At 67.0% G+C, this 16,351-nt stretch carries 14 protein-coding genes; 2 read left to right on the top strand and 12 right to left on the bottom strand.

Annotated features, from left to right (window positions below; all coding sequences use genetic code 11):
- From AC3RCE_RS18275 to AC3RCE_RS18260, 4 genes are read right to left on the bottom strand one after another with little or no spacing between them, the layout of a single operon-like run.
- Window positions 1-579, bottom strand: a complete 579-nt coding sequence (locus tag AC3RCE_RS18275) for an acyltransferase (protein ID WP_218340116.1) — start codon at window positions 577-579, stop codon at window positions 1-3.
- Complete coding sequence (locus tag AC3RCE_RS18270) at window positions 563-1,795, bottom strand: lipopolysaccharide biosynthesis protein (protein ID WP_492244128.1); 1,233 nt, start codon at window positions 1,793-1,795, stop codon at window positions 563-565. Before AC3RCE_RS18270 ends, AC3RCE_RS18275 begins: the two co-directional genes overlap by 17 nt.
- Window positions 1,792-3,702: a polysaccharide biosynthesis protein gene (locus AC3RCE_RS18265; RefSeq protein WP_492253631.1), complete on the bottom strand. Its 1,911-nt coding sequence runs from the start codon at window positions 3,700-3,702 to the stop codon at window positions 1,792-1,794. The genes AC3RCE_RS18270 and AC3RCE_RS18265 overlap by 4 nt, the downstream gene beginning before the upstream one ends.
- A gap of 46 nt (window positions 3,703-3,748) precedes the next feature.
- Window positions 3,749-4,390: an LON peptidase substrate-binding domain-containing protein gene (locus tag AC3RCE_RS18260; RefSeq protein WP_218295575.1), complete on the bottom strand. Its 642-nt coding sequence runs from the start codon at window positions 4,388-4,390 to the stop codon at window positions 3,749-3,751.
- A 79-nt stretch (window positions 4,391-4,469) separates the two neighbouring features.
- On the opposite strand from AC3RCE_RS18260, the gene AC3RCE_RS18255 reads away from it, so the two are divergent.
- Window positions 4,470-5,018 carry a YggT family protein gene (locus tag AC3RCE_RS18255; RefSeq protein ID WP_218295574.1) on the top strand — a complete coding sequence of 183 codons (549 nt, stop codon included), beginning with the start codon at window positions 4,470-4,472 and terminating at the stop codon, window positions 5,016-5,018.
- Window positions 5,019-5,259: 241 nt separating this feature from the next.
- Here AC3RCE_RS18255 and accD read toward each other — a convergent pair whose 3' ends face one another.
- The 7 genes from accD to asd all read right to left on the bottom strand — a co-directional run bounded on the left by accD (window position 5,260) and on the right by asd (window position 14,074).
- Window positions 5,260-6,132 (bottom strand): acetyl-CoA carboxylase, carboxyltransferase subunit beta, encoded by an 873-nt coding sequence (gene accD, locus AC3RCE_RS18250; protein WP_218295573.1) that lies wholly within the window; start codon window positions 6,130-6,132, stop codon window positions 5,260-5,262.
- Between the two features lie 177 nt (window positions 6,133-6,309).
- Window positions 6,310-7,119 carry a tryptophan synthase subunit alpha gene (trpA, locus tag AC3RCE_RS18245; protein WP_492244126.1) on the bottom strand — a complete coding sequence of 270 codons (810 nt, stop codon included), beginning with the start codon at window positions 7,117-7,119 and terminating at the stop codon, window positions 6,310-6,312.
- On the bottom strand, window positions 7,116-8,393 hold the full coding sequence (gene trpB / locus AC3RCE_RS18240) for a tryptophan synthase subunit beta (RefSeq protein WP_218295571.1): 1,278 nt from the start codon (window positions 8,391-8,393) through the stop codon (window positions 7,116-7,118). Before trpB ends, trpA begins: the two co-directional genes overlap by 4 nt.
- On the bottom strand, window positions 8,371-9,126 hold the full coding sequence (locus AC3RCE_RS18235) for a phosphoribosylanthranilate isomerase (protein WP_369642983.1): 756 nt from the start codon (window positions 9,124-9,126) through the stop codon (window positions 8,371-8,373). Before AC3RCE_RS18235 ends, trpB begins: the two co-directional genes overlap by 23 nt.
- Window positions 9,123-9,944, bottom strand: a complete 822-nt coding sequence (gene truA, locus AC3RCE_RS18230) for a tRNA pseudouridine(38-40) synthase TruA (RefSeq protein ID WP_492253630.1) — start codon at window positions 9,942-9,944, stop codon at window positions 9,123-9,125. Before truA ends, AC3RCE_RS18235 begins: the two co-directional genes overlap by 4 nt.
- A 49-nt stretch (window positions 9,945-9,993) precedes the next feature.
- Window positions 9,994-12,654, bottom strand: a complete 2,661-nt coding sequence (locus AC3RCE_RS18225) for a motility hub landmark protein FimV (RefSeq protein ID WP_218295568.1) — start codon at window positions 12,652-12,654, stop codon at window positions 9,994-9,996.
- Window positions 12,655-12,943: 289 nt separating this feature from the next.
- Window positions 12,944-14,074: an aspartate-semialdehyde dehydrogenase gene (gene asd / locus AC3RCE_RS18220; RefSeq protein ID WP_492253629.1), complete on the bottom strand. Its 1,131-nt coding sequence runs from the start codon at window positions 14,072-14,074 to the stop codon at window positions 12,944-12,946.
- Between the two features lie 367 nt (window positions 14,075-14,441).
- Here asd and AC3RCE_RS18215 point away from each other — a divergent pair, with 367 nt between their 5' ends.
- Complete coding sequence (locus AC3RCE_RS18215) at window positions 14,442-15,116, top strand: dihydrodipicolinate reductase C-terminal domain-containing protein (protein ID WP_218340123.1); 675 nt, start codon at window positions 14,442-14,444, stop codon at window positions 15,114-15,116.
- A gap of 75 nt (window positions 15,117-15,191) precedes the next feature.
- Here AC3RCE_RS18215 and leuB read toward each other — a convergent pair whose 3' ends face one another.
- On the bottom strand, window positions 15,192-16,265 hold the full coding sequence (gene leuB, locus AC3RCE_RS18210) for a 3-isopropylmalate dehydrogenase (protein ID WP_218295565.1): 1,074 nt from the start codon (window positions 16,263-16,265) through the stop codon (window positions 15,192-15,194).
- Between the last annotated feature and the right edge of the window lie 86 nt (window positions 16,266-16,351).

Genomic DNA, 16,351 nt, shown 5'->3' with positions numbered 1-16,351 from the left:
TCAGATTGTCCGCGTCCAGGATTCGTAGTGCGGGCGCAGTTCTGGATGCTGCGAAAGCAGGCGCTCATCCTGTTCGCGCACGTCGCCGATCTGCCGCGCCGGGACCCCCGCCACGATAGCGAAGTCGGGCACTTCGCCGCGCACCTGCGAGTAGGCACACACCACCACCCCCTTGCCGATGCGCGTGCCGGCTTCGATCAGGCTGTGGGGGCCGATGAAAGTGTAGGCGCCGATCTCGATGGGCGCGCTGATGTAGCCAGGCTTGGAGCCCTCGTGGACTGCGTAGCCGCTGCCCAGGAGGCGAATGGCGCGGTGGGAGCTGTGCGTCACGATGCTGACGAAGTTGGTGATCTGGACCCCTTGCCCAATCTGCAGGCCCGCTGTGGCGTCGATGAAATTGAATTGGCCGATGAACACGTGGTCTGCCAGCCGCAGTGCATGCTCCCCCTCGATGCAGGTGCTGGGGGCGATGCGGGTGTTTGGCAGAGGCTGGCCGAGGTGGTTGCTTTCCCCGAAGACGATGCGATGGAGCAGCGCATGCCAGAGGCGGCGGCGCCATCGGTTAAACACGGCTCTCATGGGGCACCTCCCTCCAGTTCGCCAACACCCAGAAATAATAGGCAAAGTAGGCCAGCATGCTCGCTGACACGCCCCATCCGGCACCTTGCAGGCCGCCCAGGTACAGGCCCAGCAGCAGTCCGGCGAAGAAAAGGCATTGTCCGATCAATGCCAGGCGCAGCGCCCAGGCCTGTGCATTCCAGGCCATGGTGACCACGGCGAGGGGTGACGCCACGAAGTGCAGGGCGATGTACGGGGCGATGGCCCGTGCAAGTTCCCCCGTCTGGGCCCATCTTGCCCCAAAGGCCAGGGCGAAAATATCCGGCCCCCAGAGGAGAAGGATCGCCGCGAGCGGGCAGGCCAGGGCAGCGAGCCCCAGCATGGCCCGGCGCACCAGCGCCCGGGCGTCGCCAGGGCTCTCTGCCTTCAGAAGGCGCGGGTACAGGGTTTGCGACAGCGCACCCCCGACGAGGGTTGCCGGGGCCTTGAGATAGCGCAGTGCCAGGGCCCAGAACCCCGCTGAGGCGTCCCCTGTCCACGCCGCCACCAGCACCAGCGTGAGCGTATCCTGCAGCGCACCCATGAACGCGTGTGGCGTGTTGAGCAGCGGGAAGTCCTTGTGCTGCAGGGCCATGGACCGCAGCCTGGCAAGGGGCTGGCGCCACATGGCCGTCCAGCCCCCGGCTGGCGCCGGCCGGGCCAGCATCCAAGCCCCTCCCAGGCTGGCCAGCGTGGCCCCGAGCACCAGGCCCAGGGGGCCGGCCTTCAGCAGGCCGAGCACGAGCTGCAGGATGGCGCCCCCACCTTGCTGCAGCAGCCTTGCCGCCGACAGCAGTCCAAAACGCTGCGACCGGGTGGCCCACATGGTGAGCCATTGCATGGCGCCGCCCGCCAGCACCGCGAAGGGCAGTGCCCAGGCCATCGGCATGCGTTGCCAGAGCATGAGCACGGCAGCAGTTGCGGCGGAAGCCGCCGTCACCGCGAGCAGCACGCGCGCGCACAAAGCCATGAGTTCGGCAGCCCGTGGCTCCGTGGATTCCAGGGGGAGTGCGAATTCGTAGCGCGCGCAGCCGACCACCGCCATGTTGGTGGCCAACGCCCACAGCAGCGCGAACTGCCCGAAGGCCTCCGGGCTGTACAGGCGCGTGAGCGCCGGGCCCAGCACGAGTGGAATGGCGTGGGCCGCAACGCTGCCCGTGAGCAGGGTCAGCGTTGCCCGCAGGAGTCCCGGCTTCATGGCAGTGCTTGTGTTTCAGGACGGTAGCCCGGCACCAGCTGGCCCAGCAGGGCCGTCATGGCGGCCCGATCGCCATCGCGCGCGGCCTGCTGCAGTGACTGCAGCAGGGCCTGCAGTTCGGCCCAGGGGCGAAACTCCTCGCGGGCCCGCAGTATGCGGGGGTGGACGGTGGGCAGCGGGTTGTCTCCAATCAGCAGCTCTTCGAAGAGTTTCTCGCCGGGGCGCAATCCCGTGAAGACGATTTCGATGTCGCCCTCGGGGTGCTGGTCGTCGCGCACTGTCAGGCCCGACAGGGCCACCATGCGTTGCGCGAGGTCCAGGATCTGTAGCGGCTCGCCCATGTCCAGCAGGAATACGTCGCCCCCGTCCGCCATCGTCCCCGCCTGCAGCACGAGCTGGGCCGCTTCGGCGATGGTCATGAAATAGCGCGTGACATCGGGATGCGTCACCGTGAGGGGGCCGCCGGCCGCGATCTGCTGGCGGAACAGCGGTATCACGCTGCCGCTGGAGCCCAGCACATTGCCAAAGCGCACCATGGACAGGCGTGTCGGGCATCTCCAGCCCGGTGGGCTTTCGGCCGAGAGCCCGAAAGGCATGCGCTGGGACGCCGCGACGGCTTGCAGCACCATTTCTGCCACACGCTTGGTGGCGCCCATGATGTTGGTGGGGCGAACAGCCTTGTCTGTGGAAATCAGGACGAAGTGGCGAGCGCCATGCTTCAGCGCGACCTGCACCATATTGAGCGTGCCGAACACGTTGTTCAGGATGCCTTCGCCCGGATTGGCTTCCACCATGGGCACGTGCTTGTAGGCGGCTGCGTGGTAGATGGAGGTGGGGCTGTACTGCTGGCAGATGTCGTCCATGCGCTGCTTCTGGTTGACGCTGGCGAGCAGGGGTACCAGGGCGCACTGGTGCGCGCCCTGGTGGGCGAGCGCCTGCAGCTCGTGGTGAATGGAATACAGCGCATATTCGCTGTGATCCACGAGCAGCAGCTGGCGGGGGCCCTCGCGCACGATCTGCCGGCACAGTTCGCTGCCGATGCTGCCGCCGGCGCCGGTGACCATCACCACGGCGCTCTCGAGATCGCGCCCCAGCAAGCCAGGGTCCGGGGCCACCGGTTCGCGGCCCAGCAGGTCCTCGATCTCGAGGTCCTGGAAGTCGGTGACCGTGACCCGGCCGCTGGCGAGGTCCGACAGGCCGGGCAGGGTGCGTATCCGAACGGGCAATTGGCGCAGGCTTTCGATGATCTGCCGGCGCCGCAGGCGCGTGGTGCTGGGCAGTGCCAGCAGCACATCGGTGATCGCGAGCCGGCGCGCCACCTCGGGCAGTGCAGTGGGGGAATGCACCCGCACTCCGTTGATGCTGCGTCCGACCTTGCTCGGATCGTCATCAACAAAGCCCTTGAGCACGTACTGGCGCATGGCGCCCAGTCCCGCTGCGGTCTGGGCGCCAGCGCTGCCGGCTCCGTAGATCAGCAGGCGGTAGGGGGCATGGCTGCTGTGGCCGGCCAGCGCCAGCCACCCCAGTGCGCGGCTGGAGCCCACCAGGAGCATAAACAGCAGAGGCTGCAGAATGCCGACGCTGCGTGGCACGCCTTCCCATTGCGCTGCCAGGAGGCAGCCCAGCAGGAGTGCTCCATAGATGGCCACCGCCTTGCCGGTGGTGATGAGTGCCGTGATTCCTGTGTAGCGGAATATCGCGCGGTACAGCCCCAGTTTGGCGAAAATGGGAAACGCCAGGGCCGGGGCCAGTGCATACGCGAGCCACTGCATGCCTTCGGGCCAGTGCGGTGTCTCCAGCCTCAGCGTGAAGGCGAGCCACATGGCGACGAGGCCCAGGCAAACGTCCATCGCCACCACCACAACGCGCTTGGCTGCGCGCGACCAGCCCAGGATGCGGTTCAGCATGGGCGTTCAAAGGGGAGGCTGGGTGGGATGGCGGTGGGTTTGCGGCTCATTGTGTTGGCGCGATCCCCGTGCGCTCGAGCACGTCCCCGACCAGCTCCAGCCGCACCAGCGGGTTGTCCAGTTCCATCAGGCGCTGCTTGAGTTCCAGGGGCACGGGCAGCAGTTCGCACCAGCGGTTGGCCACCCATCCGCAGTCGTCCAGCTGCGCAGCCGTCGGGATGATCGCGGTCGGGGTGTCCGGGTCACGCTGGTGCAGGGTGTGGAGCACCTGCGCCAGCGCCGTCGCGGCCTTCTTCAGATCCTCTGGCACCGCGACGGTCAGGTCCTGGTCGATATGCCCCACATCGGCGATCCACAGGCCATGGGGCAGGTGGCTGCGCTGGGTGATGCGAAAGCGCTGGCCGCCGCGGCACAGCAACGTGATCAGGCCGGGCTGCGGCGTGTCGATCTGCTCGATGACCGCCAGGGTGCCCACGTCGTTGAATTGCTCTTCGGGCGCGCCGGCCTGACGCACTTCGCGGCCTTGCGTGAGGGCCACCACGCCAAAAGGCGCACCGGCCTGATGGCATTTGCGCACCATGTCCAGGTAGCGCACCTCGAACACGCGCAGGGCCAGCACACCGCCCGGGAACAGCACGGAACCCAGGGGGAAAAGGGGCAAGGATGACAGGGTGAGGGGTTGTGTCATGAATGGGGGAATGCCTTGGCCCGCTATCATCCCATGGCGCAGCCTGCTTTCGCAGCGGCCCCTTGCTTTTGTCTCATCCATGCTCTACCAGATCGCCTCATTCCTGCTCGACGTTGTTGGTGGCCTGCTCACGGGGGCCTGCCTGCTGCGCCTGTATATGCAATGGCAGCGCATCCCGTTTTCCAACCCTGTCGGCGGGCTGGTTTTTGCACTGACGGACTGGCTGGTCATGCCGCTGCGCAAGGTGATTCGGCCCGTGGGGCGCTGGGATGTGTCAAGCCTCGTCGCGGCCGCGCTGTTGCAACTGCTGCAGTATTTCCTGCTCACGCTCCTGCTGGGCGCGGCGTCCGCATGGGCGTGGCTGCCGTGGCTTGCCTTGTTCGGGCTGGCGCGTGTGGCGGTGTCGGGGCTGATCGGCCTCCTGATCGTCCATGCCGTGATGTCCTGGGTGCAGGCACGGTCGCAACTCTCGGACGTGATCGCCCGGCTGTGCGAGCCGGTGTTGCGGCCATTTCGCCGCATCATCCCGCTGGTCGGAGGGATCGATCTGTCGCCCCTGGCCGTGCTGGTGCTGCTGCAGGTGGCCATGATCGTGCTGGGCCATCTGCAGGCCAGCGTGATGAGGTAACCCCCCTGAGTCGCCTTCGGCGCCTTCCCCCTCAAGGGGATGAGGGGGACGCGGGCCTCGCTGCGGGGCAGCCCTTCCTTGCCCTCTCTGGCAGGCACCGCGCCGGTATCAACGGCTGCGTGCTGTGCGGGGGGCTGATCAAATATGCCTCTAGCGCTTATGTGGTAAGCGCTGAAAGCTATCAAAAAAGAAGCATCCCTCTCGTGGGGCACCTTTGCGGACCCGCTGTCCCGCAGATGACTTACATCACTGCGTCGGCGGGCAGACGCTGCAGCATGGCCAGGCTGCTGGCCACGGTGTTGCGCAGTTCGCGGCGGTCGCAGATGAAGTCCACGGCGCCCTTGGTCTGCAGGAATTCGGCGCGCTGGAAGCCTTCTGGCAGCGTCACGCGCACGGTGGATTCGATCACGCGCGGGCCGGCAAAGCCGATCAGGGCCTTGGGCTCGGCGATCACGATGTCGCCCACGAAGGCAAAGCCCGCGCTCACGCCGCCCATGGTCGGATCGGTCAGCACGCTGATGTAGGGCAGGCCCTTCTTGGCCAGGCGGGTCAGGGCGGCATTGGTCTTGGCCATCTGCATCAGCGACAGCAGGCCTTCCTGCATGCGCGCGCCGCCGGTGGCGGTGAAGCAGATGAAAGGCACTTTCTGTTCGATGGCGGTTTCCACGCCCCGCACGAAGCGCTCGCCCACCACGGAGCCCATGGAGCCGCCCATGAAGTCGAACTCGAAGCACGCGGCCACCACGTTGATGCTCTTGACCGCGCCGCCCATGACGATGAGGGCGTCGGTCTCGCCGGTGTTCTCCAGGGCTTCCTTCAGGCGCTCGGGGTATTTGCGGCTGTCCTTGAACTTGAGGGCGTCCACCGGCAGCACTTCCTGGCCGATTTCGTAGCGGCCTTCGGCGTCCAGGAACGCATTCAGGCGCGCGCGGGCGCCGATGCGGTGGTGGTGGCTGCAGTGGGGGCAGACGTTCTGGTTGTGCTCCAGATCGGCCTTGTAAAGCACCGTTTCGCAGCTCGGGCACTTGATCCACAGGCCTTCAGGCACCTGGCGGCGCTCGGTGGGGTCCGTTTGCTGGATCTTGGAGGGCAGAAGTTTTTCGAGCCAGGACATGGTTTTCCTCTGTATGAATGGGCCAGCAGCGGCGGCACGGCCTTGAAAACTGGCGCGGCCCAAAGGCCACGGCTCCCGCGCAAGGGCCGCCCCGCCGCGCTGGGAGCGTCCCCCTTCCCGCGCGAAGCGCGAGAGAAGGGGGAAACGGCAAAGCCGCTCAGGGGGATGCTCTTTATTCTACGCGTCCAAAGCCTTGCGGATGCCGCGCAGGAAGTCGATGGTCAGGGGCACCACCTTGGCGTGTTCCTGGTCCTCGATGAGCTGGATGATGCGGCTGCCGATGACCACGGCATCCGCCACCTTGCCGATCGCCTGGGCCGTCGCCGCATCGCGGATGCCGAAGCCCACGCCCACGGGGATGGTCACATGCTGGCGGATGCGGGGCAGCATCTGCTCCACGGCCGAGGTGTCGAGCGCGCCCGAACCGGTCACGCCCTTGAGCGATACGTAGTACACATAGCCGCTGGCCACGCGCGCCACCTGGGCCATGCGTTCATTCGTGCTGGTGGGGGCCAGCAGGAAGATCAGGTCCATGCCGTGCGCGCGCAGGCTGGCCGCGAAGGCCTCGCATTCCTCGGGCGGGTAGTCCACGATGAGCACGCCATCGACACCGGCCTCGGCGCTGTCGCGCACAAAGGCGCCTGCGCCGTGGATCTGGTCATAGCGCTCCACCGGGTTCGCGTAGCCCATCAGCACCACGGGCGTGGTGCTGTTGCGCTTGCGGAACTCGCGCACGTGGTCCAGCACCTGCACCATGCCCACACCCAGGCCCAGCGCCTTTTCGCCCGCCTTCTGGATGACGGGGCCGTCGGCCATGGGGTCGGAGAAGGGCACGCCCAGTTCGATCACGTCGGCACCGGCCTCCACCATGCCGTGCATGAGGGCGGGCGTGATGTCGGCAAACGGAAAACCGGCGGTGACATAGGGAATCAGCGCCTTGCGGCCCTGGGCTTTCAGCTGTTCGAAAGTGGTGTCTATGCGGCTCATGGCTTGGCGTCTCCTGGGGCGCCCTTGACGGTCAGGCCGCGCATGGAGGGGCGGTCGTAGAAATCTTCTCCCGACAGGTCGGCCACGGTGCCGATGTCCTTGTCGCCCCGGCCCGAGAGGTTGACCAGGATGGACTGGTCGGGCCGCATCGTGGGTGCAAGCTTGAGGGCATAGGCGAAGGCGTGGCTCGATTCCAGCGCCGGGATGATGCCTTCGGTGCGGCACAGGTGGTGGAAGGCGGACAGCGCTTCCTGGTCGGTGATGCCCACGTACTCGGCGCGTCCGATCTCCTGCAGCCATGCGTGCTCGGGACCTACGCCGGGGTAGTCCAGGCCCGCGCTGATGCTGTGCGTCTCGGTGATCTGGCCGTTGGCATCCTGCAGGATGAAGGTGCGGTTGCCGTGCAGCACGCCACTGGAGCCACGCTGCAGCGATGCCGAGTGCTTGCCGCTGTCCAGGCCTTCGCCGGCGGCCTCCACGCCGATCAGGCGCGTCTTCTCGAACGGAATGTACGGATGGAAGATGCCCATGGCATTGCTGCCGCCGCCCACGCAGGCGATCACGGCATCGGGCTGCTCGGCGGCGATCTTCTGCGCGGCGAGCATGGGGGGCATCTGTTCGATGGCTTCCTTGCCGATCACGCTCTGGAAATCGCGCACCATCATCGGGTAGGGGTGCGGGCCCGCCACCGTGCCGATGATGTAGAACGTGTTGTCCACATTGGCCACCCAGTCGCGCATGGCCTCGTTGAGCGCGTCCTTCAGGGTCTTGCTGCCCGACTCGACAGGCACGACGGTGGCGCCTAGCAGTTTCATGCGAAAGACGTTCGGGCTCTGGCGCTTCACGTCCTCGCTGCCCATGTAGACCACGCATTCCAGGCCGTAGCGCGCGCAGATCGTGGCCGTGGCCACGCCGTGCTGGCCGGCGCCCGTCTCGGCAATGATGCGCGGCTTGCCCATGCGCTTGGCGAGCATGGCCTGGCCGATCACGTTGTTGATCTTGTGGGCGCCGGTGTGGTTGAGGTCTTCGCGCTTGAGGTAGATCTGCGCGCCGCCCGTTTCGCGGCTGGTGCGCGCGGCGTGGTACACGGGCGATGGGCGGCCCACGAAGTGCTTGAGCTCGTAGTGGAATTCTGCGAGGAATTCCGGGTCGTTCTGGTAGCGGGCATACGCCTCGCGCAGTTCCTGGATGGCGTGGGTCAGTGTCTCGCTGACGAAACTGCCGCCGTAGGAGCCGAAATGGCCTGAAGCATCAGGTTGCTGATAGGAATTCATGAGGGTTCTTTGCAAGTTGGGCATCTGCCGCGCGCACGGCGGCGATGAACCGATGGATTTTTCCGGCGTCCTTGATGCCCTTCAGGGGCTTGCCATCGGGGCTGTTCGGATCTACGGCCTCGACGCCGGAGCTGACATCAACCGCCAGCGTCTTGCAACGCGGGCGGACTTGCAAAATGCCATCGGTCACGTTTGCAGGCGTGAGTCCACCAGACAAAACGAGGTGAGAGCTGACGCTTGGTGGAAGGAGTGACCAATTGAATGCCTTGCCGCCGCCGCCGTACCCCTCGACATGGGCGTCGAGCAGGATGGCCTGGGCGTGGGAGTAATCGTGCGCGTATTTTACGAGGTCGAACCGTGCCGCACCGTCGCCAAGGGGAATGCGCGCGGCCCGCAGGTAAGGCCGTGCCCCCTGGCCGGTGGCGGCCAGGCAATCCTCGGGCGTCTCGTCACCATGAAATTGCACGGTGGCGCCCGCTATCAAAGCGCTGGCAGCTATCACTTTGGGAGCGGTTTCATTCACGAAGAGCAAAACCGGCGTGACAAAAGGGGGCAGGCGCCTGGCCAGCTGTGCCGCGCGTTCGGGTGTCACGGCCCGTGGGCTGGGCGCGTAGAGCACGAATCCGACGGCATCCGCGCCAGCCGCCACGGCCGCGTCGACGTCTTCTTCGCGGGTCAGGCCACAGATCTTGATGCGGGTGCGGGCCGGGGAGGGGACTTCTTTGGCTTTCATGGCAGCCAATCATACGCAGCCGTGCGCTGGGGCAGGCCCCACGAGGCGTCGTAGACAGGGCCTTGAAAATACAGTCCATCCGGAGAGAACGTGGGTGCCGCGGCGTCGCGCGATCTTGCCGCGAGTACTTGCGCTACCCACTGCGGAGGGTATTTGCCTTGGCCCACGGCCACCAGGCAGCCCATGATGTTGCGGATCATGTGGTGCAGGAACGCGTTGGCCTCGAACTCGAAGCGCCAGTAGCAGGAACTCCAGCCCAGTTCCGGGTGCGGGGCGTTGAGGCCCCGGCGCGAGATATCGATGCGCTGCAGGGTCTTGACGGGCGACTTGGCCTGGCACGCGGATGCACGAAACGAGGTGAAGTCATGTTCGCCCAGCAGGTGGTTTGCGGCCTGGCGCATCGCATCGTGATGGAGCGGGTGGAATACCCATCCCACGCGCCCCGAGTCCACGCTGGGCCGCACGGGTGATTGCAGCAGCACATACGCATAGCGCCGCGCGACGGCGCTGGCCCGGGCGTGAAAACTGTCCGGCACGTGCTGCGCCCATTGCACGGCAATGTCGGCAGGGAGGAAGGTATTGGTGCCGCGCACCCACGAAGCGCAGGGGCGGTTCAGTGGCGTGTCGAAGTGCACCACCTGCATCAGCCCATGCACGCCCGCATCGGTGCGGCCTGCGCACAGCGTGCTGACGGGGTGCGTGGCAAAGCGGCCCAGGGCCGCTTCGAGCTTGTCTTGAATGGTGTCGCCGGACAGCTGGCTTTGCCAGCCGCTGTAGGCCTGGCCGTTGTAGCTGACACCCAGCGCCACCCGGGTCATGGAGTGGCGGCCTGGGGGCGGGCGGGGGCGGCCTGCGGGGCGGGCCGCATCAACCCAGTTCGGCCAGCATGCGCTGGGCGCGGGTCTTGAGCGCGCCGCTGGACTCGGCAACCACTTCTTCGATCAGCGTGCGTGCACCATCCGTATCACCGATGGCATTGAACTCTTCGGCGAGCGCGAGCTTGGTGGCCAGTGGGTCGTCCTGCGCCGCCGCCGAGCCGTCGTCGCTCAATTCAGGGGCCGGCAGAGGGGCCTTGGCTGCGGGGGCCGCCATGGGCTTGGAGGGGGCGTTCAGGTCCAGCGACAGGTCGCCGAGGTCAAACTCCATCGGGCCGGAGTCCTGGGCATCCGCGGTGAGCGGCATGGGGCCCGAGGGCGCCATGCTCAGGTCGTCCGCCGAAGGAAAGTCCAGATTGGCCACGGGCGGAGGCGCCATCGTGCCCGAGGCTGGTGCCACTTCTGGCGCATTCCAGGCGGGGGCGGTCGCCGAAGGCAACTCCGGCAGGTCCAGTTCAGGGCGCAGTGTCTGCGGCTCGTCGGCCGGGTCCGCTGCGCGGCGGGCGCCGCCCGATGCCGCGGCCGCGGCTGCCGCTGCGGCAAATCCGCCGGGAGGTGCCGGGGCCACCGCTGGCGCATCGGTCAGCGCGTCGTCGGGCAGGTCCAGATCCAGGTCGAGGTCCAGGTCGGGGGGCAACGCAGCCGTCGCCGCCGCACCGCCCACGCCCGTGAACGTGCTCGGGAATCCGCCTGGGGGCAGCGATGGCGACTCGTCCTCGGCCATGCCTGGGCGGCCGCCAGGCTGGTAAAGGCGGTTTTCGGGATCCAGATCGCGGCCAAGCTCGGCAATGCGGTTCCAGTCCGGGCCTTCGCCCTGGGTCAGCTTGAACACGTCCCCTGCCACCGCCTCCAGGGCCTTGCGGTCCTGGCGCTTGGCGTAGATCTCACCGAGCTTCACATGCACCGACACGCGGGCAGGGTTGTGGCGGATCGCCTCCTTGAGGATTTCCTCGGCCTGCAGGTCACGGCCATAGGCCAGGTACACGTCGGCTTCGGCCACAGGGTCCACGTCGCCGCCGGCATCGAGCTGGCTGGGCGAGTAGGCCATGGACGAGCCCGTGGTCATCTCGCTGTTGGCGGTATCGACGCGCTGCCCGCCGCTGGCGCCGAAGAACGAATCCGGCTGGATGCGGCTTTCCAGGAAGGAGCTGTCGACGCCCGCATTCTGGCGGCGGCGCTGAACCACGCGGTAGGCGCCATAGCCCAGCAGCAAGGCCAGGAGCCCGCCACCGGCGAGCGGCAGCAGCGGGTCGTCCATGAGGCCGGACAGGAAACCTGGCTCTTCAACTGGTGCGGGAGCCGGTGCGGGAACGCGGACTGGCTTCGCTGGCGCCGATGCGGCCGGAGCGGGTGCGGAGGCAGGCTCGGACGCGGCTTCCGCCGGCACGGCTGCATCTGCCGGCGCGCTGGCTGCGGGAGCAGGGGCTGGTGCCGGGGTTTCCGGCACGGCAGGGGCCGTGGGCGTGGCAGGAACGGCGGGTGCCTGCACTGCCACCGCGGCAGGAGCGCTGGCGGCGCCGGCGGGCGCCGGTGCGGCGCTGCCCGCAGCGGCCGACGCGGCGCCCAGCTTGTTGAGGTCCGTGATGTTCTTGGACAGCTCGGCCATGCGCGTGGCGGCCTCTCCGGCTTGCTTGTCCTTGGCGAGCTGGTCCTCGGCCGCCTTCTGGCCCTTGACGGAACCTTTGGACAGCGTGAGCTTGTCGGGCGCGGCCGTGGCAGGTTTCTTGTCCTCCACACGGGCCTGCACCGCGCCGGAGGCCGAGCGTTCTGCGGCGGCGACCGCGGCGGTGGGGGCGGCACCCGCCAGCTTGCGGCGGAATTCGTTGAAGTCCCGGGCCTGCGCGGCAAGGATCTGACGCGCCTCGGGTGCCGACGTGGACTGCGCCGCAGCCTGGTCGGGCATCTGCAGGACCGCGCCAGCCTTCAGGCGGTTGACATTGCCCTGGATGAAAGCATCGGGGTTCGCGCGCATCATGGCGACCAGCATCTGGTCGAGGGACACGTCGGCGGGGCGGTGGGCGTTCGCAATGCGGCCCGCCGTGTCGCCTGCCTGCACCCTGACTCCATCGGCGGGGGCGGGGCGGGCGGCCACGGCTGGCGGACGCGGCGTCGGCGGTGCGGCAGGGGCCGCCGCTGCGGGGGATTCGCTGGCCCGCGGGGCGACCGGCGCGCGCACGGCAGGAGCCTGCTGGGTGGCCGGCGCAGGCAACTGCGGAGAGGCCGCCACCGCTGGCGCGGGACGGCGCAGCGCGGGCGGGTCGAACAGCATGGTGTAGCTGCGCACGATGCGGCCCGAGCCCCAGTTGGCGTCCAGCACCAGGTCGAGGAAGGGTTCGTTCACGGGCCGGCTGCTCGTCAGGCGCAGCACGGCCGTGCCATCCGGGCGGCGCTGCAGCTGGATCTGCAGATTGTTGATGGTGGGCGTGTATTCCATGCCCTGGGCGCGGAACACGTCCGGGGAGGCCGTGGTGGCCCGCAAGCTGTCCGCTTCGGCGGGAGTGATCTGGGGCAGGTCGATTTCGGCGCGCAGGGGCTCGCCCAGGGCAGACTGCACTGTGATGCGGCCCAGCGCCAGGGCCGAGGCGTCGCCCGCGTACAAGCCGGCCGACACTACGGCTGCCGCCGCCAGGGCAGAGAATTTCCAACGATGCATGTTTGCCAACAACTGAGTAGGTTTTTGTGCGGCTCGGTCGAGCGGTGCTTTTTTTCTCATGGTCTGGTCCCGCCCCGGCGCGTGAAAATATGTAAAAAGCACCATAGCATCAATGTTTTGCACTGACAAGCTGAGGTGGCGCCGAAGCTTTGAGAGGGGTCCTGGCGCCCCAAGTTGGGGCGCCAAGATGTTGCCAATTGCCAACGTGGCGTAACTGAGTGTGTCAAGACCCCTGGCGCAAAAAAGCGCGCGCAGCCGGGGCTGCGCGCGCTTTTCGGGGGGCCGGAGCTCAGGCGTCGAGCAGGATGCGCAGCATGCGGCGCAGCGGTTCGGCCGCGCCCCACAGCAGCTGGTCGCCAATGGTGAACGCGCCGACATATTCAGGCCCCATGGCCAGCTTGCGGATGCGGCCCACGGGGATGTCCATGGTGCCGGTCACCGCCACGGGCGTCAGGTCCTTGATGGTGGCTTCCCGGGTGTTGGGCACGACCTTCACCCACTCGTTGTCGGCGGCGATCATTGCCTCCAGGTCCGCCAGGGGCACGTCCTTCTTCAGCTTGAAGGTCAGCGCCTGGCTATGGCAGCGCATGGCGCCCACGCGCACGCAGAAGCCGTCCACCGGCACGGCGGGGGCGCTGAAGCCCTCGCCCTGGCCCAGGATCTTGTTGGTTTCCGCCATGCCCTTCCATTCTTCCTTGGACATGCCGTTGCCCAGGTCCTTGTCGATCCAGGGGATCAGGCTGCCGCCCAGCGGCACGCCGAAGTTGGCGGTTTCAGCGCCCGTCAGGGCGCGTTGCTTGGCGATCACCTTGCGGTCGATTTCCAGGATGGCGCTCTTGGGGTCATCGAGCAGGGTCTTCACTTCGGCGTTGAGCGTGCCGTACTGCGTGAGCAGCTCGCGCATGTGCTGCGCGCCGCCGCCGGAGGCCGCCTGGTAGGTTTGCGTGCTCATCCATTCCACGAGACCCGCCTTGTACAGGGCGCCTACGCCCATCAGCATGCAGCTCACGGTGCAGTTGCCGCCAATCCAGTCCTTGCCGCCCTGGGCCAGGGCGTTCTTGATCACGGGCATGTTGACCGGGTCCAGCACGATGACGGCGTTCTTCTCCATGCGCAGGGAGGAGGCGGCGTCGATCCAGTGGCCGTTCCAGCCGGCGGCGCGCAGCTTGGGATAGACCTCGTTGGTGTAGTCGCCGCCCTGGGCGGTGATGATGATTTCGCAGCGCTTGAGGGCCTCGATGTCGAACGCGTCCTGCAGGGTGGTCTCGTTCCGTGCCTGCGCGGGAGCCTTGCCGCCTGCGTTCGAGGTGGAGAAGAACATCGGCTCGATCAGGTCGAAATCCTTCTCCTGCGCCATGCGGTCCATCAGGACCGAGCCGACCATTCCGCGCCAGCCAACCAACCCTACCAACTTGCTCATTTCAACGCCCTTTCTAAATAAGAAACAGTGCCAGACCGGACTGCTCGCCTGGCTCGTCTGGCCAGGGAGGGCGCACGACGAACCAGGCTGAGTCAGCCCTTAATGGTCGTGGTTTTGGTGATGGTTGCGCGCGCAGCCACACCGGCCGGGGCGGCGGGTGCGATGTTCAGAGCGAACGGGCGGGCGGCAAACATAGGCGAACATTGTACCGGATACGGCCTGGATCCGGGTGCGCCGGCGGCCCTGCGGCGCGCGCCCTCCGTGGGCGGCGCGAAAAGAGCCCGCCCAGCCGGGCTGGCCGCGCGCCACGCCGGTGCGGCGGTCTACAGTGCTGCCTTTGCCTCCTTTGTTCAATTCGAAAGTAGAAATGCAAGTCATCGTTGTAGGGTCAGGCAAGCTGGCCAAGGAGCTTCTGGGGGCGCTGCCTGCCCGTGGCGAAGCGCAGGTTTTGCCATGGGCCGGTGAGGGGCAGCGTGCAGAAAAATCTGTCGTGCTGCATGCCGGTTCCGGCAGGGAGCTGGAGGCTGCCTGCGCCTTTTGCGAATCCACGCATTCCCCGTTGGTGGAACTGGCCACCGGGTCCGGGCTGGAAGGGCGTGTGGTGGGTTTTCCGGTCGTCCTGTGTCCGAACACCAACATCCTCATGCTCAAGTTCATGGCCATGCTGGAGCGCAGCGGGCCTCTGTTTCGCGGCTACCGCACCGGGCTGACCGAATCCCACCAGGCCCAGAAGTCCTCGGTGCCGGGCACGGCCGTCAGCATGGCGCAGGCGCTGGGCCTGGCGCCGGGGGACATCCGGTCCGTGCGCGATGCCGGGGTGCAACGGGACGTGCTGCACATTCCCCAGGAGCATCTCGCCCGCCACGCTTACCACCGGGTGCTGATCGAGGATGGCGCGTGCAGCGTGACGCTGGAAACCCGTGTCTATGGCGATGCACCGTATGCGGAGGGTGTCGCGCACATCGTGGCGGCCGTGCGCGAGCGGCCGCTGGAAAACCGGTGCTATTCCATCATGGAGTTCATCGACAACGCGTGGGTGTAGGCGGCACGCGGGCGCCACAAGAATAAAAAAGCGCCGGAGGACCGGCGCTTTTTCGTGACCGCCGGGCGGTGCGGTTCAGGCGGCCAGCGCCTTGACCACTGCATCGCCCATCTGCGCCGTGCCCACCTTGGTAGTGCCTTCGCTGTAGATGTCGGGGGTGCGCAGGCCCTGGGCCAGCACCTTCTGCACCGCGGCTTCGATGCGCTGGGCGGCGGCTTCCTGGTTCAGGCTGAAGCGCAGCATCATCGCGGCCGACAGGATGGTGGCCAGCGGGTTGGCCACGCCCTTGCCGGCGATGTCCGGCGCACTGCCGTGGCTGGGCTCGTACAGGCCCTGGTTGGTGCTGTTCAGGCTGGCCGAGGGCAGCATGCCGATGGAGCCGGTGAGCATGGAGGCTTCGTCCGACAGGATGTCGCCGAACATGTTGCCCGTGACCACCACGTCGAACGCCTTGGGCGCCTTCACGAGCTGCATGGCCGCGTTGTCCACGTACATGTGCTGCAGCTCGACGTCGGGGTATTCCTTGTGCACGTCGGTGACTACGTCCTTCCAGAACTGGAAGGTTTCGAGCACGTTGGCCTTGTCCACGCTGGTGACCTTCTTGTTGCGCTTGCGCGCAGCCTGGAAGGCGACGTGGGCGATGCGCTCGATCTCGGGGCGGCTGTAGCGCATGGTGTCGAAGGCTTCCTCGGCACCGGGGAAGTGGCCGTCGGTGGCCACGCGGCGGCCGCGGGGCTGGCCGAAGTAGATGTCGCCCGTCAGCTCGCGGATGATGAGGATGTCCAGGCCCGCGATCAGCTCGGGCTTGAGGCTGGATGCACCCACCAGCTGCTCGTAGCAGATGGCGGGGCGGAAGTTGGCGAACAGGCCCAGGTTCTTGCGCAGGCCCAGGATGGCTTGCTCGGGGCGCAGGGGGCGGTCGAGCTTGTCGTATTTCCAGTCGCCCACGGCGCCGAACAGGATGGCGTCGGCTTCCTTGGCGAGCTTGAGCGTGGACTCGGGCAGTGGATGGCCGTGCGCGTCGTACGCCACGCCGCCCACCAGGGCGGACTCCATCTCGAACGGGAGTTCCAGGGCCTCCAGAACCTTGACGGCTTCAGAGACGATTTCGGTGCCAATGCCGTCACCCGGCAGAACTGCGATTTTCATTGAATTTGCTTTGTTTTTGATGGCTATCAGCGCTTGTGGGTAAAGCGCTAGATGCCAATTTGACTGATATTTTGGATGCCCACGCC

The organism is Acidovorax sp. GW823-FHT05D11, assembly GCF_058795695.1.
Note: the sequence above shows the minus strand (reverse complement) of the source record. Positions and strands in the feature narration are given on the sequence as shown.

What these genes read in the sequence shown, in the direction of transcription:
- asd (WP_492253629.1), bottom strand. Translation starts at nt 14,074, where the DNA reads ATGAGCAAGTTGGTAGGGTTGGTTGGCTGGCGCGGAATGGTCGGCTCG.
- AC3RCE_RS18260 (WP_218295575.1), bottom strand. Translation starts at nt 4,390, where the DNA reads ATGACACAACCCCTCACCCTGTCATCCTTGCCCCTTTTCCCCCTGGGT.
- AC3RCE_RS18265 (WP_492253631.1), bottom strand. Translation starts at nt 3,702, where the DNA reads ATGCTGAACCGCATCCTGGGCTGGTCGCGCGCAGCCAAGCGCGTTGTG.
- AC3RCE_RS18275 (WP_218340116.1), bottom strand. Translation starts at nt 579, where the DNA reads ATGAGAGCCGTGTTTAACCGATGGCGCCGCCGCCTCTGGCATGCGCTG.
- AC3RCE_RS18270 (WP_492244128.1), bottom strand. Translation starts at nt 1,795, where the DNA reads ATGAAGCCGGGACTCCTGCGGGCAACGCTGACCCTGCTCACGGGCAGC.
- trpA (WP_492244126.1), bottom strand. Translation starts at nt 7,119, where the DNA reads ATGAGCCGCATAGACACCACTTTCGAACAGCTGAAAGCCCAGGGCCGC.
- AC3RCE_RS18215 (WP_218340123.1), top strand. Translation starts at nt 14,442, where the DNA reads ATGCAAGTCATCGTTGTAGGGTCAGGCAAGCTGGCCAAGGAGCTTCTG.
- accD (WP_218295573.1), bottom strand. Translation starts at nt 6,132, where the DNA reads ATGTCCTGGCTCGAAAAACTTCTGCCCTCCAAGATCCAGCAAACGGAC.
- AC3RCE_RS18255 (WP_218295574.1), top strand. Translation starts at nt 4,470, where the DNA reads ATGCTCTACCAGATCGCCTCATTCCTGCTCGACGTTGTTGGTGGCCTG.
- leuB (WP_218295565.1), bottom strand. Translation starts at nt 16,265, where the DNA reads ATGAAAATCGCAGTTCTGCCGGGTGACGGCATTGGCACCGAAATCGTC.
- trpB (WP_218295571.1), bottom strand. Translation starts at nt 8,393, where the DNA reads ATGAATTCCTATCAGCAACCTGATGCTTCAGGCCATTTCGGCTCCTAC.
- AC3RCE_RS18235 (WP_369642983.1), bottom strand. Translation starts at nt 9,126, where the DNA reads ATGAAAGCCAAAGAAGTCCCCTCCCCGGCCCGCACCCGCATCAAGATC.
- AC3RCE_RS18225 (WP_218295568.1), bottom strand. Translation starts at nt 12,654, where the DNA reads ATGCATCGTTGGAAATTCTCTGCCCTGGCGGCGGCAGCCGTAGTGTCG.
- truA (WP_492253630.1), bottom strand. Translation starts at nt 9,944, where the DNA reads ATGACCCGGGTGGCGCTGGGTGTCAGCTACAACGGCCAGGCCTACAGC.